Annotated in this window: 22 protein-coding genes and 2 pseudogenes; 14 read left to right on the top strand and 10 right to left on the bottom strand. The window is 51.1% G+C overall.

Annotation, left to right across the window (positions count from 1 at the left end):
• Positions 1-2 precede the first annotated feature (2 nt).
• On the bottom strand, positions 3-668 hold the full coding sequence (locus IDM49_RS03930; RefSeq protein WP_190725095.1) for a pyroglutamyl-peptidase I family protein: 666 nt from the start codon (positions 666-668) through the stop codon (positions 3-5).
• A gap of 120 nt (positions 669-788) precedes the next feature.
• On the opposite strand from IDM49_RS03930, the gene IDM49_RS03925 reads away from it, so the two are divergent.
• The 5 genes from IDM49_RS03925 to IDM49_RS03905 all read left to right on the top strand — a co-directional run bounded on the left by IDM49_RS03925 (position 789) and on the right by IDM49_RS03905 (position 3,998).
• Positions 789-1,448: a DUF805 domain-containing protein gene (locus IDM49_RS03925; protein WP_190725094.1), complete on the top strand. Its 660-nt coding sequence runs from the start codon at positions 789-791 to the stop codon at positions 1,446-1,448.
• Positions 1,449-1,528: 80 nt separating this feature from the next.
• Positions 1,529-1,948, top strand: a complete 420-nt coding sequence (locus IDM49_RS03920; RefSeq protein WP_190725093.1) for a DUF805 domain-containing protein — start codon at positions 1,529-1,531, stop codon at positions 1,946-1,948.
• Positions 1,949-2,221: 273 nt separating this feature from the next.
• Positions 2,222-3,040 (top strand): DUF805 domain-containing protein, encoded by an 819-nt coding sequence (locus tag IDM49_RS03915; protein WP_190725092.1) that lies wholly within the window; start codon positions 2,222-2,224, stop codon positions 3,038-3,040.
• Positions 3,041-3,079: 39 nt separating this feature from the next.
• Positions 3,080-3,595, top strand: a complete 516-nt coding sequence (locus tag IDM49_RS03910; protein WP_190725091.1) for a DUF805 domain-containing protein — start codon at positions 3,080-3,082, stop codon at positions 3,593-3,595.
• Positions 3,570-3,998 carry a DUF805 domain-containing protein gene (locus tag IDM49_RS03905; RefSeq protein ID WP_190725090.1) on the top strand — a complete coding sequence of 143 codons (429 nt, stop codon included), beginning with the start codon at positions 3,570-3,572 and terminating at the stop codon, positions 3,996-3,998. The genes IDM49_RS03910 and IDM49_RS03905 overlap by 26 nt, the downstream gene beginning before the upstream one ends.
• Positions 3,999-4,091: 93 nt before the next feature.
• Here the strand turns inward: IDM49_RS03905 and IDM49_RS03900 are convergent, their stop codons facing one another.
• From IDM49_RS03900 to IDM49_RS03885, 4 genes are all read right to left on the bottom strand, one after another.
• Positions 4,092-6,074: a S9 family peptidase gene (locus IDM49_RS03900; protein ID WP_190725089.1), complete on the bottom strand. Its 1,983-nt coding sequence runs from the start codon at positions 6,072-6,074 to the stop codon at positions 4,092-4,094.
• A gap of 126 nt (positions 6,075-6,200) precedes the next feature.
• The gene (locus IDM49_RS03895; protein ID WP_168613836.1) at positions 6,201-7,079 is read right to left on the bottom strand and encodes a VOC family protein; all 879 of its coding nucleotides are present in this window, start codon (positions 7,077-7,079) and stop codon (positions 6,201-6,203) included.
• Positions 7,080-7,482: 403 nt separating this feature from the next.
• Complete coding sequence (locus IDM49_RS03890; protein WP_190725088.1) at positions 7,483-7,902, bottom strand: NUDIX hydrolase; 420 nt, start codon at positions 7,900-7,902, stop codon at positions 7,483-7,485.
• Positions 7,903-7,904: 2 nt separating this feature from the next.
• Complete coding sequence (locus IDM49_RS03885) at positions 7,905-8,264, bottom strand: DUF488 domain-containing protein (RefSeq protein ID WP_190725087.1); 360 nt, start codon at positions 8,262-8,264, stop codon at positions 7,905-7,907.
• Positions 8,265-8,400: 136 nt separating this feature from the next.
• On the opposite strand from IDM49_RS03885, the gene IDM49_RS03880 reads away from it, so the two are divergent.
• The 5 genes and pseudogenes from IDM49_RS03880 to IDM49_RS03855 all read left to right on the top strand — a co-directional run bounded on the left by IDM49_RS03880 (position 8,401) and on the right by IDM49_RS03855 (position 16,094).
• On the top strand, positions 8,401-10,620 hold the full coding sequence (locus IDM49_RS03880; RefSeq protein WP_190725086.1) for an NADP-dependent isocitrate dehydrogenase: 2,220 nt from the start codon (positions 8,401-8,403) through the stop codon (positions 10,618-10,620).
• Between the two features lie 100 nt (positions 10,621-10,720).
• Positions 10,721-12,901 carry a hypothetical protein gene (locus IDM49_RS03875; protein ID WP_190725085.1) on the top strand — a complete coding sequence of 727 codons (2,181 nt, stop codon included), beginning with the start codon at positions 10,721-10,723 and terminating at the stop codon, positions 12,899-12,901.
• A gap of 1 nt (position 12,902) precedes the next feature.
• Positions 12,903-13,928, top strand: coding sequence for a hypothetical protein (locus tag IDM49_RS03870; RefSeq protein WP_190725084.1), 1,026 nt, complete (start codon positions 12,903-12,905; stop codon positions 13,926-13,928).
• Positions 13,929-14,642: 714 nt separating this feature from the next.
• A pseudogene (locus IDM49_RS12535) lies at positions 14,643-14,984 on the top strand (transposase family protein); the annotation flags it as partial.
• Positions 14,985-15,242: 258 nt separating this feature from the next.
• Entirely contained in the window at positions 15,243-16,094 is an 852-nt protein-coding gene (locus tag IDM49_RS03855; RefSeq protein ID WP_190725082.1) for a hypothetical protein, read from the top strand.
• Here IDM49_RS03855 and IDM49_RS12530 read toward each other — a convergent pair.
• From IDM49_RS12530 to IDM49_RS03840, 3 genes are all read right to left on the bottom strand, one after another.
• Positions 16,081-16,542 carry a transposase family protein gene (locus tag IDM49_RS12530; protein ID WP_228008230.1) on the bottom strand — a complete coding sequence of 154 codons (462 nt, stop codon included), beginning with the start codon at positions 16,540-16,542 and terminating at the stop codon, positions 16,081-16,083. The two genes, IDM49_RS03855 and IDM49_RS12530, sit on opposite strands and share 14 nt — an antisense overlap.
• A 24-nt stretch (positions 16,543-16,566) precedes the next feature.
• A complete protein-coding gene (locus tag IDM49_RS03845) occupies positions 16,567-16,893 on the bottom strand; it encodes a helix-turn-helix domain-containing protein (RefSeq protein ID WP_190725081.1) in 327 nt (108 codons plus the stop codon).
• A 281-nt stretch (positions 16,894-17,174) separates the two neighbouring features.
• Positions 17,175-17,795: a thymidine kinase gene (locus IDM49_RS03840; RefSeq protein ID WP_190725080.1), complete on the bottom strand. Its 621-nt coding sequence runs from the start codon at positions 17,793-17,795 to the stop codon at positions 17,175-17,177.
• 231 nt (positions 17,796-18,026) lie between these two features.
• On the opposite strand from IDM49_RS03840, the gene IDM49_RS03835 reads away from it, so the two are divergent.
• From IDM49_RS03835 to IDM49_RS03825, 4 genes and pseudogenes are all read left to right on the top strand, one after another.
• Complete coding sequence (locus tag IDM49_RS03835; protein WP_190725079.1) at positions 18,027-19,364, top strand: DUF2252 domain-containing protein; 1,338 nt, start codon at positions 18,027-18,029, stop codon at positions 19,362-19,364.
• 25 nt (positions 19,365-19,389) lie between these two features.
• The gene (locus tag IDM49_RS12415) at positions 19,390-19,779 is read left to right on the top strand and encodes a cation:proton antiporter domain-containing protein (protein WP_190725078.1); all 390 of its coding nucleotides are present in this window, start codon (positions 19,390-19,392) and stop codon (positions 19,777-19,779) included.
• Positions 19,686-20,375 (top strand): annotated as a pseudogene (locus tag IDM49_RS12525) (cation:proton antiporter domain-containing protein); the annotation flags it as partial. The gene IDM49_RS12415 and the pseudogene IDM49_RS12525, both read left to right, overlap by 94 nt.
• Positions 20,376-20,454: 79 nt before the next feature.
• Positions 20,455-20,991, top strand: coding sequence for an NAD(P)-binding protein (locus IDM49_RS03825; RefSeq protein WP_228008177.1), 537 nt, complete (start codon positions 20,455-20,457; stop codon positions 20,989-20,991).
• A 74-nt stretch (positions 20,992-21,065) separates the two neighbouring features.
• On the opposite strand, the gene IDM49_RS03820 is transcribed toward IDM49_RS03825, so the two are convergent.
• A complete protein-coding gene (locus IDM49_RS03820) occupies positions 21,066-21,983 on the bottom strand; it encodes a type IV toxin-antitoxin system AbiEi family antitoxin domain-containing protein (protein WP_190725076.1) in 918 nt (305 codons plus the stop codon).
• 183 nt (positions 21,984-22,166) lie between these two features.
• Positions 22,167-23,660 (bottom strand): amino acid permease, encoded by a 1,494-nt coding sequence (locus IDM49_RS03815; protein WP_190725075.1) that lies wholly within the window; start codon positions 23,658-23,660, stop codon positions 22,167-22,169.
• Between the last annotated feature and the right edge of the window lie 247 nt (positions 23,661-23,907).

The raw sequence follows: 23,907 nt of genomic DNA, 5'->3' as shown, positions 1-23,907 counted from the left end.
GATTAAAGTTCCACAAGGGCACGGGCTACGCACGCAACGATATCGCTCACTGTGCTCACAGGTAGCGCGGGGATTTCGCGTCCTTCTGCCCCACCGGCATCAGCATGAGCTGTCATACCCTCAGCAGTATGTGAAGTCTGATCGTCATCACGCGTCGCTGGAATATGCACAAAACCGCCGGGAATGTCGGTGGGCTCTAGCGCGTGCATCAGCTCGTAGAACACGTGATTGCAAACGAAGGTACCCGCGGTATCGGAAATTTCCACCGGCAGCTGAGAATCTTTCATACTGGTGAATAGCTCACGGTAGGGCAACCTCGAAAAGTAGGCGACCGGCCCGTCCACGCGGATCGGCTGATCGCAGGACTCCACTCCGTCGTTATCAGCGATTCGAGCATCATCAAGGTTAATGGCGACTCTCTCGAGGCTCACTTTGTCACGACCTACAGCTACGCCCAAGCTCAACACAGCGTCCGGCTTTTCACGTTGCAGAACTGCTTCTAACTCCCGTGTAGAACCTGCAAAACTCACTGGTAGCTCCGTAAGTACCACCTGAGTGTGCGGATGCGTTTCGCTCAGTAAGTCGCGAACGTTCTGCGCAATCTCCTGCGTCGGGTTCTTCTCAACGCCTTCAAAAGCACCGAAATAGGTGATGAGTAGCTTCTTCATTGAAACCTCCATTCCGCTCGGTGGCTTGGGGAAAGCCCGCCGTAATATGCACTAGAAAATAGGCGCATCTGCCATACTGTATACTGACAACTTTCACATATTCACTTATAAGAAAAGTATATGACTTCTTCATCTCCTCTCCCCTCACACAACGACGGCAATTCTCAGGGAAGCGGCTCTCCAGAGTCCTCGAATCAGCACTACGGTGATTATTCGCAGAGCACTCCTCCGACATATGACACCGGCTACGGCGATCAGTCGCTAAACTATAACAACTCCAGCTATGGAAGCCCCTACGGTGGCTATCACGGTTCAGGTCAGTTCTCACCCCGCCCGCACGTTGGTTTTGGTGAAGCCATCAAAAAGTGGAAAGACAACATCTTCCATTTCTCAGGCCGAGCATCACGCTCCGAGTACTGGTGGATTCAGCTTCTGTGGGCACTGATCATGTTTGGACTGGTTGCGATAACCTTCGTCGTCTTGCTTGGTCAGGCATCCGCCATGGAAACCAGCGCACCCGACGAGGCGTTTACGACCTCTGAAAGCTGGTTCCTGGGTTCCTTCTTCTTCGCGTACATCCTCATTCTGGTGCTCGGCCTCGTACAGGGGATTACAACCCTCGCTTTGGGCTGGCGCCGTTTGCAGGACGCTGGTTTTCCGGGTGGTCTTTACCTGTTGAACTTCGTAGGTCTTGGCATTGTTCCTTTCATCATGTGCCTGATGCCGTCATCACCCAGCGGTTACCAGTACGACAAACCGGTTGACGTTAACCGTCCCTAGGTCTGGACATAACAGTGGAATATCCCTCTGAGTCTGAGTATCACCGTGAGTACGTAAGCGCACCGCTGCCCAGACCGCACGTGAGTTTTGGACAGGCCGTAAAGAATTGGGGAGCTTATCTTTTCCACTTTTCCGGTCGCGCGTCGCGGTCTGAGTTTTGGTGGATTCAGCTTTTCTGGCTGATAATTTTTGCGCTCTATGCTGTAGCTTCTTTCATCTCGCTGAGGTTTTTCGGCTCCGATGCTCCTCGCAGTGAAGCATTTACAACGGGCGAAGGAATCATCGTGGCGTTGTTGGTCATCTTGTCACTTACCATGTGTGTCACCACGCTTGCCCTCGGCTGGCGGCGACTGCATGACGCAGGTTTTCCCGGCTTTATCTACCTTTTGCAGTTTGTTGGTATTGCTGGGCTCGGTATCGTACCGTTGATTTTGTGCATCATGCCGTCGTCGCCGACAGGCATTGAGTACGACAAACCGGTTGACGTTAACCGCCCCTAAACGGTCTCAGTATTTAAGCGGCTGTGCAGTGTGTCTGCGCCGCCGCTTTTGTTGTTGCCAGGCCGTGGGTCCGCGGTGCTGACAACAGAAGATGAGGCGCTGGGGTAATGATGACGCGAGTGCAGACCCACTGTGGACATCCTTGGGTTGTGGCTCTGACCAGCGCAAGTAGTGGTTTAGTTGTGGCTTATCCACAGCCGAAAAACCTGAGGGAGAAAACAAGATCAGCCCGGTGTTAGCGTGTGGGCGTATTTCGTCACGAAAGGACCCACCGTGAGTTTCGCGAACCAGCCGCCACAGGTTCTCCCACAGGCTTTCACGTCAGCTGTCCCGCCCTTCTATCCGACTCTCGAAGATCATTACAACCGTCCCATTTTCAGGCACAGCATTATGCGGTTTCTCATTCACCGTTTCGATCTGCGTGGTACGGCATCACGCACCCAGTTTTGGGAGGAACACACGCTATGGATAGCAATCTTTCTGCTGGTCGTGGTGGGTGGTAGCGCAATCAGCATTTGGCTCTTTACCGCTTTTACGCAGGACGCCTCCTACTACGACGCCGACCTCGAGTTTCTTGCCGATGTGCTCCTGATACCGGCGTCCTACGGTGTAATTCCCGTGACCCTCTACTTGTTTTTCATTCTGGCGTGGCAGGGCTGCACCTTCGGCGTGACGATGCGACGCGTCCACGACACCTCGATGCCCGTATGGCTGGGTTATCTACTGTTAGTGTTAGCGCCAGGTTTTGGGCATCTCATCATCGGGTGTCTTCCGCGGTCGGTAGCTCGGATTCCGGACTATTGCGTGCCACCGAATCATCCACTGGCCCTTCAGTCCGGCTTTAACTCCGTTAATTACAAGCTACCGCCCGGCGTTGACCCTGCATATGTATGGCACCCGGTTCCCGAGTTAGAGCGGTTACGTCAGGTCAGTACCGGCTTTCCCATTAATGGTGGTGCTGAGCATCAGCACTTTGATACTGTCAACGGCGTTTCACACCGCTACACCTCTTACACTGGTGCGCGCACCTCACTCAAACTTTTCTGCAAACGACTGTTCACGTTCTCGGGGAGGGCCGGTCTGAGCGAATAGGCGTGGAGCATCTTCTTCGTTAGTGCATCTTCTCTTACCGTGTATCTCATCTGGCTAGTAGGCGCCGGTATCTGTTGGTGGTTCTTCGCCCGCGGCGTCGGTGATTACGCGGCAGTGGATCAGTACGGTTATCGAGTGCTGGCTAATCCCGGTTTCGACTTCTTTTTCACTGTTTGGTTTCCCGTGGGGCTCAAAGTTGCCTTTGCCCTTGTGGTTGCGCTGGGGTTCACGCTCATTCCCGTGACAGTACGACGTCTGCACGACGCTGGGTTCAGCGGCTGGGCGGTACTCTTCTTAGGCGGGGTGATGCTGCCTTTCTCCCCGTCATCGTCCAAGGGGTTTATCTACGATCAAACACCAACTAGCTACCAGCACTCCCCCGTATTTTCGATACCCACGGCATCACCACCTTGCGGTGTTCCCTCGGGATTTAGTGCACCGCCACAAGTATTGTCGGGGCAGGCGTCCGCACCACCAACCGAAATGTACCGGGCAGTGGACGCCGGCGGTTTCTGGCACAATGGGTCAGGTGAGCAAACAACATCTGCACCATGAGCCCTTAGAACTTCACGACACACCGGATGCCCTCAACATCGACGGCATCTACGATGATGAAGAAACCGATTCAGAAGTTCGTGCTGCCGCGGTACCCGCGCACGGGGTTTCTCTGCCCGGTGCAATCCGCAGGTTTTACGGTAACTACTGGAACTCACGCGGCGGTGCGTCAGCCTCAGAATTTTGGTGGGCGATGCTCTGGATCGCTATTATCACCATGCTTTTAGCCGTAGCAATGAGTGTCATGGGAGATATGGTCACCAACGGCACCGCGTCCTCACTCGTGCGCACGGTTTACATGCTGATGTACTGGCTGGTACCCCTGTGGATTATGGCGAACATCGGCCCGTTTATCTCTCTGATCCGCCGCCGTCTCAACGCCAAACAGGGCACGATCGATTAGACGCATCAGACACTGTAAAATACGCCAGAACCCTTCATGGAAGAGCTCTTATAAAGGCTTACCATGAAGGGTTCTGGCGTGTTTCAGTATGTTTTATGAGGCAGGGTTGGCGTAGCCCAGGTTCTCCGGGGCCTCAAAGTTCTCACCGCGAAGGTGCTGGTTTAACCAGGCGCTCACGGTCTGATACCAGATACGCGAGTTCTCGGGCTTGAGAATCCAGTGTCCCTCATCCGGGTAGTACAGGTACTTGTGGCCGAGCTCCGGGGAGTTACGCTGCAAGGACGCCCACAGTGCCATCCCCTCACCGATCGGCACGCGGTAGTCCTTATCGCCGTGAATCACCAGCATCGGTGCTTGAACACTTTCGATGTGCTGGTGCGGTGAGTAGGTGTTGCGTTGACCGTTTTCGTGCTCGTACATCCACTCGTGCCAGCTGCCGTTGTCGGTGGTGAAGTACATATTTTCCATGTTGAAAAGGGACGCGTGGGTGACGTAGCACTTGAAGCGAGTACCGGCGTGCCCGGCTACCCAGTTGGTCATGTACCCGCCGTAGGAGCCGCCCATAAAAGCAACGTTGTTGCCGTCGATGTCCTGCCGCTGCGATGCAGCATCAATCAGGGCAAGAATGTCGGTGTACGGGGTGTCGCCAATGGCATCACCACCGCGGTCAAGCATCTTCTGGCCGTAGCCCAATGAAATCGCGGGATCCGGCAATAAGACAGCGTAGCCAAGCTCAGTGAGCACCCAGGGGTTCCAGCGGTAGGTCCAAGCATTCCACGAACCCCACGGCCCACCGTGGGCGAAGATTACCAGTGGATGCTTGCCATTAGCTTCACGCGGTAGCGCAAGCCATGAAGTAATTTCGCTACCGTCCTCAGCAGTGGTTTTGACTTGCTCTATGCGTCCGGGCGCCACAAAGTTTTTAACGGGTGAAGGCAGTTCAGTCTCAACACCGGTTTGAGGGTCGATGCCGATAGGCTCGGATGCTCGGTCAATGAAGTTACGCAGCGCCACCAGCTTGCCGTCGCAAACGCTCAAGGACGCGTAATAGGTGCGGTCAGTTGTGGTGAGCTGACGAGACTCTCCACCGACTTCACCCACAAAAATTGCGCCTGCACCGAGATTATCGGTAGCAAAAGCAAAACGTTTTTCATCGAGCCAGACCACGTCACCCGGCCAGCGGTCAAGATCCTCAGCAAGTGCGGTGAACTCGCCGGTATCCAAGTTATAGACGTGAGCCGTAACCTGCAGGCTCTGCCCCGGTAGCCAGATGCGGTTCTTGTAGATAACCGCCTGTGAACCGTCAGGACTAAATGCTCCTGCTGAATAGCTGTGCTTCTCATCGGCCTCAGCAATCAGGCGGGGTGCAGCGTCGCCGTCCAAAGAAATCTGGAAGACGCTGGAACGCTGGTGGATGCCGCGCAGTACCGTACCAACGGTGATGATCGCAGTTGAGCCGTCCGGTGAAACTTCAAAGTCTTCTAGTTTCCCCTCGGGCAAACCGGTAATACGACGCGGTTTCTCACCATCGTGTACGTACAGTGCAGTTGAACCGATGCCATTATCGTGATCCCAAAAACGCGTGGGGAAAGAGTCGTACAGCACCGCGCTGGCACCTGCTTTATCGCGGGCGTCCAGAATCTTGGTCTGCGTTTCTAAGTCATCACCAATAGCCGTAGCAGTGAAAATCAGACGGGTACCGTTCGAAGTCTCCCGCACGGAAAGCTCATCGATGCCACCGGGAAAGCTCAAGGCAAGCTGGGCTTCACCGCGCGAACCCAACTTCCAGACGCCCTTGATGTTGGATGAATCGGCACCGTCCACCTCTTTATCGAGGGTGTAGTAGATATCGCCGTTGTCAGCCAGCACCTGGAGTTTTGCATTGGAATCTAGTGAGGTCAGTGCATACGGCTCTGCGAGTTCGTTGCCGCTCTCGGCGACCTGCCATAGCTGCGAACGATATTTATTGCCGTCTTTGGCAAGGTAATTAACGTTCAGTACGGCATCGCCAGCGCGGTTAGCAACCAGCGACGTCACGCGGGGTTTAGAAATCAGATCATTGAGAAAATCAGTCATACTTCAAACATAATGGCGGTCACATTTGAAGGTAAAGAACCGGAAGAAAAAAGACGCCGTAACATCGCAGATGACCAGAATGTCACGATGTTACGGCGCCCTATAGAGAGCACTCAGGAAGAAGTTTTATGCAGCTGCAGTCAAGCGGATGCTGTTATTCCAGGGGTCAAGGAAGGTCAGTGCCGAGCCTTCATTGTTTGATTCGATGCCCGAGAACTTGAGGCGATCGCGTACAGCTTCGATGGTCTGCCCCTCAGGAACAGTCAGGTTTACAACCCCCAAGCCGAGGGTCTTCTGACGCGGTGACGCACCGGCCGAGTTCCAGGTGTTCATCGCCATGTGGTGGTGGTAGCCTCCCGCTGAAACGAACAGCGCCTGCGAACCAAAGCGTGAAGTCTCATCAAAGCCGAGAGCCTTGACGTAGAACTTGTGCGCGGTTTCAACATCGCCCACCTGCAGGTGCACGTGGCCGACTTTTCCGGTCAGATTCGGGCCTTCGGTAATGGTCTTGCCGATTTCCTCATCAGTGGCGTGCTTCTTAATAAACGCCACGGGATCAATGTAGAGGGTATCCATCGCCACGTGACCGTTGTTCCACTGCCACTGCTCACGAGGACGGTCATGGTAAAGCTCAACGCCGTTACCTTCAGGATCAGCGAAATAGAACGCTTCGGACACCAGGTGGTCACCGGCACCGGTGTAACGCTCCTGGTAACGAGCCAGGGTGCTCACCAATGACAGCGCGAGATCATGCGGATTATCAAACAGAACTGCTACGTGAAAAAGACCAGCTTCAGTGCGTGAGGGGTGACGCAACGTCGCATCGTGCTCAAGAATAAGAATGAGCTTATCCCCCAACCCCAACCAGGTCTCATTGTTGTCGGTCGGGATTTCTTGCAGACCAACACCGGTGGTGTAGAAGTCGTAGACAGCCTTCATATCGCGAACGCGCAAGCGAACTGCGCCCATGTCTGTCTGTGCGGGAAGTTTATCGAGAACGTTCATGGCTATCTTCTTTCTTGGTCTATTTCACGAACAAGAATTACTTTACGTGTAAACTATTTTGAATGTCAAGAAAAACTTTTCGAGGAATCTAAATTCATGTTTTGCGGCTTGGTCTCCTGAATACTAACAAAGAGGCACAGACAGGACGATGTAGTCAACTTTTCTTGATACTGCAATTCATCGGGGCGCACGCAGTCGCCAGCAGTCCCTCTCGCGGATTCGCGCGAGGCGCTCATACGCGATTCACGCCAGACCCGATGCCAGCTGGCGACCTTACGTGCACCCTGACTCGCGGGTGGCAGTGTCTCGTCATCAACTGGCTCGGGGCTGGCGTTTAAGGGAAGTTGAGGACGAGGCACTGCCATCATCCACAAACCAGAAGTCACTGTGCAACCAACAACTTCTAGCTCTCAAGCATCCTTGCCACTGTCGGGAAGATAAATTCCAGGTTGAGCGGTGCCTGGTTTTCATGGTCAGATGCGCCGGGCTGCACCCAGCGGAACTCGTCGAGTTCCGCAGAGGGTTTCAGGGTGTCCAATGTTTCTTGGTCGAGACGCGGCGCCATAAAGACGTTGGCTCGCACCAGCATGTCGGGCTCGTTGAGGGCTGCGGTTTGAAAGATACCCACTGTGCACAGGCTATCTTCTGACAGTTCAAGGCCAAGTTCTTCTGATATTTCGCGGACGCCCGTCTGCGCGGGACTCTCCCCCGGCTCTGGTTTTCCGCCGGGCATCATAAAGCCGGTGGTTCCGCGTTTGCGCACCGTCAGAATTTCGTTGTGCTCATTGACAAAAACGACGGCGCTTACTTCGATAACTCCCATGTTTATTTCAGCTGTTCTTTCAGGTAGTCGCGCAAGACGACTGCGTGGTTAATCTTTTCGTCTTTGGCGGCGTAGAGCAGTACCAGCTCTTTTTTCTTCGACTGTTTTAGCTGGTCGATGAGTTCACCGGCTTCATCGCGCTCGTCCAACTCGTGCCGATACTTCTCTGAGAACTCGTCGAAGCGGTCTTCACGGTGGTCAAACCATTTACGCAGGTCGGTGCTGGGCGCTAAATCTTTCGCCCATTCATCCAGCGCCGCGTCCTCTTTTGCCACGCCGCGCGGCCACACGCGATCCACCAGCCAGCGCAGGGCGCTACCGGTGCTCGCATCATCATAGATTCGCTGAACGGTGATCTTCATGAGAACTCCTTGTGAGGGTTGAACGTCATATACTTCTTATCTCCACCCTACAACGCAACATTTTTAGTGAGGGGTGGCACATCGGGTAATGTAACTATTGACACTGCCCGTATTTATCTCAAGGGAGAGGCCTTACATGGCAAAGATTATTTACACTCACACTGACGAAGCGCCTTTGCTGGCGACTTACTCGTTCAAGCCGATTCTTGAGGCTTTTGCCACCAGCGCGGGCGTTGAGATTGAAACTCGCGACATCTCGCTGTCAGGCCGCATTATTGCGCAGTTCCCGGAGCGCCTGACCGAAGAACAGCGTCAGCCCGATGCTTTGGCTGAGCTTGGCGAGCTGGCAAAGAAGCCCGAAGCTAACATCATCAAGCTGCCCAACATTTCAGCATCCGTTCCGCAGCTCAAGGCAGCTATCAAGGAACTTCAGGAAAAGGGCTACGACCTGCCCAACTACCCTGACGAAGTTAAGACTGATGAGGACAAGGACGTTCGCGCACGTTACGACAAGGTTAAGGGTTCAGCGGTGAACCCCGTACTGCGTGAGGGTAACTCAGACCGCCGCGCTCCTCTGTCGGTGAAGAACTACGCTCGCAAGAACCCGCACAAGATGGGTGCTTGGTCAGCTGATTCGAAGACCAACGTGGCGACCATGGGCGTCAACGACTTCAAGACCAACGAGAAGTCAGTCATTCTTGAGCAGGACGACACCCTGGTTATCAAGCACGTTGCTGCTGATGGCACCGAGACCGTCCTCAAGGAATCACTGCCGGTTCTCAAGGGTGAAATCATCGACGGCACCTACCTGGATGCAGCAAAGCTTGATGAGTTCTTGAAGGCTCAGATTGCTCGTGCCAAAGAAGAAGGCGTGCTGTTCTCCGTGCATCTGAAGGCAACCATGATGAAGGTTTCAGACCCCATCATCTTCGGCCACGTGGTACGCGCTTTTTTCTCAGAACTGTTTGAGAAGCACGGTAAGGCTCTTGAAGAAGCTGGCCTGAACGGCAACAACGGTCTGGCTGCAATTCTCGACGGCATCAAGACTATGCCTGCAGATATTCAGGACGATGTTCGTGCGCTCATCGAGAAGGGCTTCGCGGACGGCCCCGATTTGGCAATGGTGAACTCCGCTAAGGGCATCACCAACCTGCACGTTCCCTCAGACGTTATTGTGGACGCTTCCATGCCCGCGATGATCCGCACCTCCGGCCACATGTGGAACAAGGACGACGCTGAGCAGGACACCCTGTCAGTTCTGCCCGACTCATCCTACGCTGGCATCTACCAGGTAGTCATTGATGACTGCAAGAAGAACGGCGCGTTTGATCCTACCACCATGGGTACCGTTCCTAACGTTGGTCTGATGGCGCAGAAGGCTGAAGAGTACGGTTCACACGACAAGACCTTCGAGATTGCCGCTGACGGTAAGGTTCAGGTTGTAAACTCCGCTGGCGATGTTCTGATTGAACACGAAGTTTCAACAGGTGACATTTGGCGTGCATGCCAGACCAAGGACATCCCCGTTCAGGACTGGATCAAGCTGGCAGTAACTCGCGCACGCGATTCAAAGACTCCCGCTATTTTCTGGTTGGATGAGAAGCGCGCACACGACGCTAACCTCATCAAGAAGATTGAGCAGTACCTGCCCGAGCACGACACCGAAGGCCTGGATATCCGCATCCTCTCCCCCGAGGAAGCAACCCAGTTCTCGATTGACCGCATCCGCAAGGGTGAGGACACCATCTCGGTGACAGGTAACGTTCTGCGTGACTACAACACCGACCTCTTCCCGATCCTGGAACTGGGCACCTCTGCAAAGATGCTCTCCATTGTTCCTTTGATCAATGGTGGTGGCCTGTTCGAGACCGGTGCGGGTGGTTCTGCACCTAAGCACGTTCAGCAGCTGGTGGAGGAAAACCACTTGCGTTGGGATTCGCTGGGTGAGTTCTTGGCGATTGCAGCGTCCTTCGAGCACTTGGCAAAGAAGTACGATAACGCGTCGGCTCAGGTTCTGGCTGACACTTTGGACGCGGCGACCGGTACTTTCTTGAACGAGAACAAGTCACCGTCACGTAAGGTCGGCGAGATCGATAACCGTGGCTCACACTTCTACTTGGCGAAGTACTGGGCTGAAGAGCTGGCTAAGCAGACCGCGGACGCTGGTTTGGCTAAGAAGTTCGCGCCGGTAGCGAAGGCTATGGGCAAGAAGGAAGAGCAAATCGTTGCTGAGCTACTCGGCGTGCAGGGCAAGTCTGCGGACCTCGGCGGCTACTACAAGCCGGTTGATGAGAAGGCTAGCGGCGTGATGCGCCCGAGTGAGACGCTGAATGCAATTGTGGAGGGGCTGAAGTAAGAGCTTCTGTTTCTATAAGTAAATAAAATTAAACTGGCTGGGCACTCTGCAGTTAATGCCCAGCCATTTCAAAATCTAACCTACAATGAGGGTAAATTTAATGGTTGAAATTAATACAATGCAAATAGCTCAGTCCATAAAAAAATCCGGGATAAAGCAATTCTCCAAAGAAAGAGACCCAGAATTAGAGCATGCCTTTTTTACGGTTGACTCTGAGCAAAACTATATACCAACCCAATTAATTCAAAACCCATTAGGCTTAGATCCAGAATCCTCAGACAAATCAACTATCAATTATTTTTTTGTAGCTAGGGGGGCAACTGGAAAGACTGCATTTGCAAAATATTTATCAAATCATCTTCAAGCCCCACTATGGATGACCTCGGAGGATTGGACAATTAATGGACATTCATTAAAGTTACATCTCATTGATTTTACAAATGAAAAGAATTTCCAGGAATTTTTCTCAAAAAATGAAAACCCTTTAATTATCGTAGACGCTCTTGATGAAGCCATGGTAGAAATTTCTCCACAAACCTGGATTGACTTCAAAAAAGGCATAAAGAGAATGAGCGAAAATGGTCTAAAGTACATATTCCTAGGACGCGAAAATGCTTTGTTCGATTTAATGAAAGATTTTCAGGATGAAAATATTCCATATAAATCCTTCATAATCGAAAACTTTAATGAAACACAAATAAAGCAATTTATAGATTCAAAGTATTCTCTAGTGAACCACAACACCCTTGTCACAAGTGAACACTACACGCAAGCCCGAGATCAATTAATAGATAATATTAAAATTGAGGGCCTATCGGCTGAAGATCAGAAAAATTTTCTCGGTTATGCTCCAGTACTGGAGGCTATATCAACAGAGCTTTCTAACTCCGACAACCTTTCTTCTTACGTCAACGAATTAAATGAAAATTCAATCAGCAAAAGAGCTGAACGTATTGATAAGATAGTCGAAAATATACTTAATCGTGAACAGAAAAAATTCATATCTGCCCTAGACCCAGAGTTACGATCTGACAATTATTTCCGGGTTAAAGAGCAAATCCAATGTTTATTGGCAGAAATGAATTTAGCCTCTCCAGCGCCAGTTCCCGCCGATATACCTATTGATAAACAAAAAAACTACCAGGACCAACGAGCCGTTCAAATTCAAGATCATCCTTTTTTGAACGTGAATCACTCTGGCGAGTGGGCCTCGTACATATTTGAAGCCTATTGTTTTATCAAAGGTTTTAAATTTGTTTCGGAAATGAAAAAAATGCATCATCGAGCTTCTCACAATCCTGTATTTTACCTCCTGTCAATTGGGATTCTCGATAAGGATGATATTTATGACCATTGGATGGTCTCTGCGTTACATAATTCGTTCATAGCGTTAAAATATGATGATCGAGCGGAAACCCCCGCCAGTTACTCAACAACCGCTTTTGATAGAAATATTATTGAAATTACTGAGAGCATCGAAAAGGGGTATTTCACATATTCGTCAATAAATCCATACGAAAAAAAATCAGAAGATTATCAGCCATTTTCAATTAAATTTATGTCTTCATCTGAAAATGAACTTATATTATATTCAGAACCAAAAAATATCAGAATAAATACCAGAAGTTCAAAAGTCATCTTTAGACCTGAATCTGCCTCGCCTGAGCTAGGACCAGAATTCTTCTGTTTTTGCAAAAGTATATTCATAGAATCTCAAGAGATTAAGATTCCTGCACTTTACGGCAAGCCTTTACAAACAGCAATAGCTACGGAACAAATAGTATCGCCCCTACCAGTGTTGTTTGGATACACTCAGAGCAACCCCTACAGCAACCCTGCCATTATTAAAATAAAAAATTCCGACGAGGAAGAAAAATCCGATATTAACTGGAATTTAGGTTATCCCTGGAATGATTTTATCGTAAGAATTCCAACTTTTGATTCTTACTCCCCCAGAGTCTTTTATGTTATTTCAGCTCTAGATGCCCTATCTAAGCAATATAAAGAGTCCGGATTATCCAGAAGTGGGTTTTGCGCATATTGCCATCTTGATAAAAAGAATGAAAAGAGTTCTAAAGTGATAAAAGAACTCGAAACTCGCAGTATAATATCAACATCTGGCGATAAAATTACATATACAGATATTGATGAAAATTATCCCTTATTTGAAACACCTGTGTCTACTTCTAAGTCAATTGGATTTAATTCACTTGCAGAGTCAAAACGAAAAAATTGGGCATCCTTATTGAACGATATAACTGAAATTCTTAAGGATAACTAATATGAAATATAGCATTGACTTCATAAGGGATTTGAAAGAGAATTTTGAAGATAAGAATATAAGTTACCCTGTTGAAGAAATCAACTCTAAACCTATACCTGTAATCGAAGTGAGCAATGAATTATCTCTAAATAAAGTAATTGCAAACTGGAGAGAATACCAAAAAGCAAAAACTTTTTTTAGGGGACAGAGTAAATTTCATCAACAAATTCCAATTTCTGGTAAAGAGCGAAATGATTTATCAAATCCTTCTAGCTCGGCGCTATGTAACAAAGAAAAAACGCTTGAGTTTATTCTTGCATGCCCGGGCATTAATATTCTTGAAAGAGGAAAATCCAAGTTGGATTTTTGGGCATCTCTCGATGCCATATCTCAGTCACAGAATAAGATTGATGGTCTTGGTGGTGCTGGGACCTACACTAACCAACATGTACCAGAGTATGCGCTAGAAGGATTGCTTCAACAATATATTGGGAGCACTAGATGGATAGATGTAGTTGATAATCTACAGATTGCTCTCTGGATGGCTACTAGAAGTTATATACCTCAGCTACCTGAAAATTTTGATAAAGTTAACTGCTATAATCCGATAAAAGTAAGTGAGATTAAATACGATGAAGATGCATATATCTACCTTTACATGTATTCATTTACCCCAAGCAAAATTATAGATTTAGGTCTATATCAATCCGAGGACTCGCTGTTACTCGACTTAAGAGAAGCTTTACCATCACGATATCTAAGACCGCATTCTCAACATGCTATGCTTTTAAGAGAATATAAATCAACTGAAAAGTTAACCGATCCTAAAACCACTAATGTGGTTGGGGTAAAACTTAAGACAAAATTAGCGATATCCGCCATTGGAAATAGTAGTCTTATAAATAATCAAACAATTTTTCCTAATGAAGAAAATGATTCTGGTTTCAAGACAATTTCACAACTATTATCAGTCTACTGGCTCAATGGTCAAAATAGGGTCCAGGATAAAATTTCACAAGAACAATTCCTGCCTCGGTATTTATGATATTTCTAAATGTTTATCCGCCCTCCCCTTCGTTAAAAATGGTAATTACAGTGAAACTCTAGCCAACTTGTAATGAATAAAATATTTTAAGAAACTCTTATCATAGTTCCCGAGATATTCTGAAAATTGTAGGCTCGCTTTCTTAAAGAGAAAGCGAGCCTGAAAGATTAAGTTATCTGAGCAAAGTATCCATCTATGATTTTATAAAATTATCCATTATTAATTTATTCATGGCACCGCAAGAATCGAGCGCAGTCTGCAGTTCAGTTCTATACTGAGGCTTATTCATAAGGGGTAAAAACCAAGAACCCGCCACCAACTAAACAACGACCCCACCAGGCGGCAAAAATATGAGTACTAAATCTCTACAAATAACCTCACACCACACCAAAAGAACCGTTGCCCCACCAGCGTACAACCGGCCTCACCGCCAAACACTTCGCCACGCTCATCACAGCCCCCACCCACCACCTGGGTCAAACCTGCTGAAAACCCCGCAACCTCACCCCAGAAGCCCTCACCCACCTCTTCGAAGTCTCACAGCCAACTATCTCACCAACCATTAAAACAACCGAGAAGGCCCTAGAGAAAGTCCTCACCCCACTGACTCGACCTCTCAAAGAGAACCTTAAAGCACCTGGTTCCCTCGTGGTGGATGGCACTTTAGTTCCCATCTGGAACTGGCGTCCATGAGGAAAAACAAACTTCTCAGGCAAGCACAAACGCGCAGGATTCAATCACCAAGTGATCTGCACACTTGATGGCACACTCCTGGCGATAACCGATCCGCTGCCTGGTTCTAGGCATGATGCTCATGCTTTTGGGGCTCATGGACTTAATTAGCTGCTGGATTCATCCACCCTGGCCGATAAGGGCTATGTGGGACTTGACGTGACTACCCCTACTCAGGGCAGGCCTGGGCTGCGGCTGCTTCGGGAGCAGAAGACGAATAATCGGGTGCTTAATCGTTTGCGGTTGGTGGTGGAGCGGGTCATCGTTCAGGTAAAGACCTGGCGGATTTTTCATACCGGGTTCAGGCGCCCGTTGGGTTTGTAGGGGCGGGTGTTTTTTCTGGTGTGGGGGTTGGTGTTTTTGGTTGCGGGGCACCCCTTATGAATAAGCCTCATTATTTATGTGAGTTGTGACATCGAGATGGTAAGAATAAAAGGTATTTCAGATTTTTAAAACGACAGATAATTGTTTCGCATCTGAAACACGATATTTAGGGATTCTGTGTCCCTTGAAAAAGTTACCTTTATCCCCTAAACTGGGGAGGCATCTATCCCTCACGTTCGCAATCTAGGGAAAAACTTCATGACACAGATTTCACGACGCAACCTTGCAAAGGGCTCAGCGTGGGTAGCCCCCGTTGTCATTGCATCTTCAGCTGTTCCGGCATACGCAGCTTCTCAATGTAATAATCCCTCTGTCTACGCCGAGGGATCTGTTGATTACAACTGGGGAGTTGTGGCTACCGACCCTAAGACTTCTAGCACCACTACTCAGAAATTAAGCCTTGTAGTCGCCATGAACGCTACTGGGCTACCTGTTGGAGCTGTAATTACTGATATCCGCTTTGAATACTGGATTCAGAACCGTAATGATAGCCTTACTAACCCTGATGGGTCATCTGGTGGCCACGGTCCAGGTATTTACGATCCTGGTAACTCCAAAGCTTCCACGAGGACTGCAGGAACCTGTACGACAAGCTACAGCACTATTACGGGCTGTTCCTACTCGGGTCTATCGACTCCTTTGAGTAATAACTCAAAATTCCCCGCCAGTCCAGTATTCACTTCCGGCACTTCGAAAGCCGCTGTTACTGCTAACTGGGTGGACCATAAGTTTAAGAAGCTCGACGGTTCTACCGTCACTGCAAAAGCATGGCAGTTTCAGTTTATTGGCGACCCTAAGCTTGCTACGGCACAGCTTAAGAATAATGCCACTACGGGCTGCCTTGATTTACCACAGCTTAATACACCTCAGTTTAATGTTTCTTACCCCAATGTTCTGCAGGCAGCTAATGCTGAACGCACCATTTATGTGGATAGAACTGTTTATCTTACCTACACCGTCAACGGTGTAAGCACAACACTGACGATGTATCAACCCAGCACTAAGGTATGTGATTCTTCAGACTCCCCCGGTGGTATCAACCGTTGCTAACGATTCTGAGCGAATCTATACAAAGAGGCTTATTCATAAAGGTTCCGACACCGCAAAGAAAATCAGCGCCCGCACCAGAAGAAAACACCCACAAATAAACACCGAGCAACCGACGGAAGCCCGTATGTAAAACCCGCCAGGTCTTCACCTGCGCAATCGTCCGTTCAACCACCGAACGTAACCGATTGATCCTCCGATTATTCTCCTTCACCCTAGCCCTCATCCTTGCACCCGCTTTTCGTTTAGTCGGTGTGAGCAACCCCAGCCCGATGTACCCCTTATCTGCCAAAGTGGACTCATCCAAGAACCTCCCTAGCTGGTGAAAGCGAAAAGCATAAACATCATGCCTAGCCCCCGGCACCGGGTCGGTAATGGCTAGCAATCTCCCGTCTAAGGTACAGATGACTTGGTGATTGAAACCGGTTCTTCTGTGCTTACCTGAAAACAGTATTTGCCCTTGTGAAGACCAGTTCTAGATGGGAATTAACGTGCCGTCTATTACGAGTGAGCCAGGGACATTCTTGAGTGATTCAAGCTCGGGAACCTTCAACTCAGTCAGCTTCAATAAGGCACTTTCGATGCGGTTGATGATTCTAGAAATGGTGGCTTGCGAGAGATCAAAGATATCAGCTAAGAGGTCTTCGGTGATGTTGTGGCGTAGATAGATGAGGGTAATTTTCTGGGCTTGTGTCAGGCTGGTTTTGCGAGGTCTGGTGCCTGGTTGATTCCAGATAAGGTTCTTGTTCAGGGGTGTGGCGAATTGTGCGCTAGTGAGCCCGGTTGTACGCTTGTTGTGCAACGGTTCTTCCGGTTTGGCTTGAGGTTATTTGTGATGATTTAATGCTCATTTTTGCCTTCGGTGGGACCGTTGTCTCTTGGTGGGTTTTACCCCTTATGAATAAGTCTCTAGGTATAGAAATATTGAAAACGACACTTTATCAAAAAGAAATTTAACAACAAATAGTTAACATTCTGCTTTCTTATTTTAAATTCGAATTGAATTTGCTTTCATTGTTAACTTTTTCACATGAAAAAAGGTAGCGTCCACCCGCAAGGGTGAGGCGTCGAAATCGTGCTAACTTACTGGCTCAGTTTCCCGCCCGATTCCTCCAAGTAGCAGGTCGCACACAGCGACTCGTAACCTACGTGCACACCGTCAATGGCCACTTGATTGCCGTCAAAGATGAACTTGCCGTCCACCGTGCGTCCGTTGAATAAAGCCTTGCGTCCGCACCTGCAAATGGTCTTCCACTCTTCCAGGGTGTGTGCGATTTCCAGCAGACGCGAAGAACCGGGGAACGCAATCGTCTTGAAGTCCGTGCGGATGCCGTACGCCATCACGGGAATATCCTCCACCACGGCGATACGCATCAGATCGTCAATCTGCTCAGCGGTGAGAAACTGAGCCTCATCCACGAGTAGGCACGAAACCGGCAGATGCCAGTGCATGCGTCCGTCATTCTCGTCCTGAGCAGCTGCGGCATGAAAAAGATCTAGCGCGCTATCGGTGGGACCGATCAGAAAGTCCGCCTGACGGGTCACGCCCAGGCGCGAGACAATCTCGGTATCGCCCTTAGTATCAACTCGAGGCTTAGCCAGCAGGACGCGCTGACCACGCTCCTCATAGTTATAGGCAGCCTGCAACAGCGCAGTTGACTTGCCCGAGTTCATCGCGCCATAACGGAAATAAAGCTTAGCCACGAGACAGACCACCTTCGCACAAATAACCAAAACTGCAGATAATTTTAGCCCACTCCCCTAACCACGGGTTGTCTGGTGAAGCTAATGAGCGTCATCTGTGCGAGTATTCTCACCCATTGTTCTTGGTGTACCCGTCATAAACGTTATCCAGTTACCTTCCCAACCGCGCAAGCAGTTAGTGTTAAGTAAAAGCATTTTTATGCGTGAATTCGATATGAGGAAGTTTCCACCGTGCTCTCTAAATCCGATATCGCTGCTCTTTCTGAACCGATTAAGCGAGAGCGCAAGCCGCTGGACATCCTCATGGAGCAAAACCAGACGCGTCTGGCGCACCTGGTGCCGGTGCGTATGGGGCGTATGTTGGAGTCACCGTTCGCGTACTACCGCGGCACAGCGGGCATCATGGCGGCTGACCTAGCAACTGTGCCTAACTCATCCGTGCACATGCTGATCTGCGGTGACGCGCACATCTCCAACTTCGGTTTCTACGCCTCCCCCGAGCGCAAGCTCCTGTTCGATCTCAACGACTTTGATGAGTCAGGCTACGGCCCCTGGGAATGGGATCTCAAACGTCTGATGGCATCCGTCTATCTGGCTGCCCTCGACAACAAAGAATCTGAAGACACCGCCTTCGAGATCACCCGCAAGACCTCCAAGTATTACCGCGAGACCCTGCTCGAGATGCTGGAGCTCGATACCCTTGAGCGCTTCTACTACTCCGTGGACGCCGACAACATTCTGCCCACGCTCACCCACGGCAAGATGCGCAAGCAGTTCGAGAAGATCACCAACAAGGCACGCACACGCAACTCAGCGCAAGCACTCGCCAAATTCGCCGTGCGCGAGGAAAACGGTAGCCACCGCATCGTTGACCAGCCGCCGCTGACCATGCACTCCGATGCTCTGCCCAAGGACGTCCAAGAGACGCTGTGGGGCAAGTACATCAATAGCGCATCCAGCGAAATCCGCTACCTTTTGCAGAGTTTTGAGGTCGTTGACCAGGTGCTTCGCGTGGTCGGTGTAGGTTCTGTGGGCACTCGCTGCTATATTTCGCTACTTGAGGACGTCAACCGCGCGCCGCTTTTCCTGCAAATCAAGGAAGCGCAGACCTCCGTTCTCTACCAGTACGGCAAAATGGGCTCCCAAGCGCACATTCCCGGTGGTAACGAGATTCGCGGCAACGGCTATCGCGTGGTCGCATCGCAGAAGGTCCTGCAGGCACAGTCAGATATGTTCCTCGGCTGGGTTGACCGCATCCCCGGCCACGACGGACTCCCCCGCGACTACTACGTGCGCCAGTTCCGCGATATGAAGGGGTCCATCAACCTCGCCGCGCTCGACGCCAACAGCCTCAAAGGCACCGCTAAACTCTGCGCGTCCCTGCTGGCTCGCGCGCACGCGCAGTCTCACCGCATCGGCGATATCGCGATCTTCGCTGAAGGCGGCAAACCGCTAGATATCGCGCTGGCACAGTGGTCAAAAGGCTACGCGCAACAGTGCATGAAAGACTTCGAAAACCTCAAATACGTAGCAGAAAAGGGTGTCGTACCCGTCCAGTACGGTCTCTAACCCCGTAGCACAGCAAAGGAGCCAGATGTCGCACTATATCCCCTATCTCGTTGTTCCGGTGCTGTGCGGTTTATTCGCCAAGAAAATTAACCTGCCACCGCTGATCGGCTTTCTGGTCAGCGGCCTCATACTGAATTTCATGGGCTACGAAGAGCTCGGGATCATCACCGAACTCGGCGACCTCGGCGTCACGCTCATGCTCTTCACCATCGGGTTGAAAATCAACGTTCGCCTGCTTACCCGCAAAGAAGTCTGGCTGACTCAGGCATACACGTGGTGCTCACATCATTCCTGGGTACCGGTCTTATTCTTCTGCTTACGATGCTGGGGCTCGGCGGCAGCGGCATTGTCCCGCTCGGTGAGGCTGCACTCCTCGGCTTTGCCCTGTCGTTCTCGTCCACAGTACTCGTTGTAAAAACCCTCGAAGAACGCGGCGAAACACGTTCCCTCTACGGACGCACTGCCATCGGCATCCTCGTGATTCAAGATATCTTCGCCGTCATCTTCATGGCTCTCACCGGCGAACATCTGCCCAGCCCGTGGGCGTTACTGCTAGTACTCTTGATTCCCGCCCGCTGGCTCCTCGACAAGGGTCTGACGCGCGTTGGCCACGGCGAGCTACTCGTGCTCTACGGCGTGGTACTGGCTTTTGTTCCCGGCTACTGGCTCTTTGACCTCGTCGGCATCAAGGGTGATCTCGGCGCGCTCATCATCGGTATGCTCATCGCCACGCATCCCAAATCCAACGAGCTCTCTCGCGTTCTCTTCTCCCTCAAAGAATTCATGCTCATCGGATTCTTTGTATCCATCGGCCTGAGCGCCACGCCCACGCTAGCGCAGGTCGGCTTTGCCATCGTGCTATTGATCCTACTACCCATTAATACCGTCATTTACGCTGGCATTCTGCGCCTCACCGGACTATCCCCGCGAACCTCGACACTCGCGTCCTTTACCCTCACCAACTTCTCAGAATTCTGCATTATCATCTGCGCTATTGGTGCCAGCACAGGCCTAGTCAGCGAAACCTGGGTTGTACCGTTCTCTATCGCCGTTTCGCTGAGCTTTGTGGTCTCAACCGTGCTCAACATGCGTGGCTCCAAGCTCCCGCGATGGTTCGGCTCATTTATCCCACAGGTTCCAGAAGATCGTATGCACCCCCGAAGAACGCCCCATCGACCTCGGCACCGCACAAGCCGTCGTACTCGGCATGGGACGCATCGGACGCCGTGCCTACGACCAGCTCGCAGACGACTATCAGTTCAATGTCATCGGCGTAGACAACTCAGAATTCCGCGTGGAAAACCTACAATCCCGCGGGTACAACGTGCTGGAGGCAGACGCATCCGACGCCGAATTCTGGAAGCGCCTCAAAGACGACCAAGACGTCGAACTCGTAGTGCTCGCCATGCCCTCGCACGGTGTGAACGTTGAGGCATACCATTACGCACTCGAAGCTAAATCAGAATGTGCCTTTGCCGCCGTCGCCCAATACGTCGATGAGTACCGCGAGCTCAAAGCGCTGGGTATCGACAAAGTCATCAACGTGTACGACGGTGCTGGCGAAACACTCGCGGAGCACGCCTACGATGCCTTCATCAACATGAAACGTAAGGACGCGGCGCGGTAGGACGCCAACTACATACGATGTTCCCGAGATACATACGTTTTTCATATGTACTTCGGGCATTTCGTATGTAGTTACTACCGGATGCCAGCAGCCGCCAACCGCCGACGCAGAGTATGCGGATGGTTTAGCAATTCATTCCAGCGCGCTCGGATAATTTTCCAGCCCTCCGCTTCTAATTCGCGCTGGCGTCGATGTTCCCTGCGGATAACGACCTCAGCGTCCCCATAGATTCCCGAGTACTTCACTTCACCGTCCACTTCTAAAATGACGCCGTGCTCGCGCCATAAAAAGTCCGGACGATAAACCCCACCTGAACGGGTATAGATAACAGACTGTTCTTCGGGAAGGGGAATCTTCCACTGGTGCATCAGGTTACGAGCGATACTTTCAGCAGGTGACTCGCTACAAGGACTGACGCGTGCCGCAACCGTGCGAGATACCGCCGCTCCCCTGCCTGTTTTCTGTTTTAAAGCTTCCTGTAATTCGGGAATACTTACCAGCCCGTGGTGAGCAAAATAGTCAGCAATGCACAATGCAGAGTTCAAAGGTAAAACGCCCGCACAATCTACAACAGTATGTAAAGCAGAACTTACTGCAAACCCGTGTAAGAGGCAGGAGTCTTCTATTACCTCCGCTTTGTTGCAGTGCGCAGTAACTCCACGTCGTTTGCCAATACGGTTCTGGGCAACAGCAAGGTGGATGCTGGTGGGCGGACTCAAAAGCGGCGCGCCGTACCAGAGTGCCGCTGTTTGGTGGCTCAGCACCGGAGCCGTGGAGGTCTTGAGAACAGCAACAGTGGAGGCCACATACTTCTGCGTTGGGTTCAGTGTCTTCCATGTAGCCGCGTCCATATACACTCCGTGGCGTAACCGGTGCAGCTGCTTTTGCTGGGTCTGCCTGCTGATACTAGAAGTGCTACCACCAGCGTTGACTAGATCTTGAGTGGTTTTGGTCAGCGCAATGATGCGTGGAATGTCTTTTTCATGGTTCATAAGCCCACTATGAGCCGATTCGGTAAGACATATATGCAGAAACGCTGAAATGTGGATAAGTCAACGCTCTTCCACAAGCTGGGTGTCAACAGTTGAAAAGTGTCCACATACAAAATTCCCGAGCTACATATCAAAAGCATATGTAGCTCGGGAATTTTGTATGTAGTAGCCGCCTAGGCGGATTTAGCGCTGCTGCACGTCCAAACCTGACACGTCCATGGTCTCCAGCGGGACGGTCTTCGACTTGGTAACAGCCTTGTGGATCAGCCATACAGCGATGAATACGGGCAAGCCGATGTAGGCGCTGAGAACTTCCATGCCGCGTCCTGCGAATACCGCCTCATAGTTCTGGCCGAGAATCACAATGCTGCACATGACGAATGCGAGAATCGGGCCGACAGGGAACAGCGGTGCACGGTAGGGCAACGCTTTCAGGTCGTGACCCTGCTTGACGTAGGCACGGCGGAAACGGAAGTGACACAGTGCCACGCCAACCCACACGATGAAGCCGGACAGACCGGAGATGTTAATCAGCCAGGTGTACGCGGTGCCCTGACCGACGATTGCGGTAACGAATCCAACCATGCCAACAGCTGCGGTCATAAGCAGTGCAGGTACGGGGACGCCACCTGAGTTCACGCGGGTGAAAATCTTTGGCGCCTGACCTTCTTTCGCCAAACCGTAGAGCATACGTGAGGACACGTAGAGACCGGAGTTACCTGCTGAAAGAATCGCGGTCAGGATAACGGTGTTCATCAGTCCAGCTGCGAATGCCAGACCCGCGCGTTCAAAAACCATGGTGAACGGCGAATACGCAATGTCGGTTGCATCCGAGCGCAGCAGGTTGGGGTCGGTGTACACCACCAGGGTGCCGATGATGAAGATAGCGCCCACGTAGAAAAGCATGATGCGCCAGAACACGGTCTTGATTGCCTTGGGGACGTCACGACGCGGGTTCTCAGCTTCGCCGGCTGCGGTACCGATCATTTCGGTGCCCTGGAAGGAGAAGCCTGCGACCATGAAGATAGAGACGACGGAGAGCCAGCCGCCGACGAAGGGCGCATCGCCTTCGGTCCAGTACTTGAGGCCGCCGGTGTGTCCACCGAAGATGCCGAAGATCATAGCAATGCCAGCGATGAGGAAGACGATAACGGTGACAACCTTGATGGTTGCCAGCCAGAATTCGCCTTCACCGTAGGCGCGAGCGCTGAGCGCGTTGAGACCGGTGAGGGCTACGAGAAAGACTGCTGCCCAGATCCATCCGGGGACACTGGGGAACCAGTAAGCCATGATGATGCCTGCTGCGACGAGCTCGGCAGCGAGAGTGATTGCCCAGTTGAACCAGTAGTTCCAGCCCATTGCGAAGCCGAAGGAGGGTGAGACGTAGCGGGATGCGTAGGCTTGGAAGGAGCCTGCGATGGGCAGGTGCGCTGCCATTTCGCCCAGTGACTGCATGAGCAGGAGCACCATAATGCCGATGAGGCCGTAGGCGAGAAGTGCGCCGCCGGGGCCTGCTGTTGCGATGGATGAGCCTGATGCCACGAACAGACCGGTACCGATTGCACCGCCGATTGCGATCATTTGCAGGTGGCGGTTAGCCAGCCCGCGCTGAAGCTTGGAGTCGTCGGCGGTGGTGTTGACCTGCTCGATATCCGACCCGGCTGAGTGTGAAGCCATAGGAGTGTTTTTCCGTAACGTTGATGAACGGGCATCTTAATGTTTTCTTATGCCCCTTAAGACTTTCTTTAGATTACCACCGCGCGGCGTTCTTTCTAAGTCTGCTCATCACTTTATCTCTCAGTCCTTGCCCACTGCAGGCAAGTGTCGGGGCTTTTCTTGAGACGCATCTACCAGCAAGGTGCGCACAAGGGCATCTGCTGTGAGTGCAGATGCCCTTGTAATGCTGGGTTTTTCGTAGACGTAG

Origin of the sequence: Rothia terrae (assembly GCF_014705925.2) — a bacterium.
In the GTDB taxonomy this organism is placed as follows: Bacteria; Actinomycetota; Actinomycetes; order Actinomycetales; family Micrococcaceae; genus Rothia; species Rothia terrae.
The sequence above is the reverse complement of the archived record's forward strand: the minus strand, read 5'-3'. Positions and strand labels throughout refer to the sequence as shown.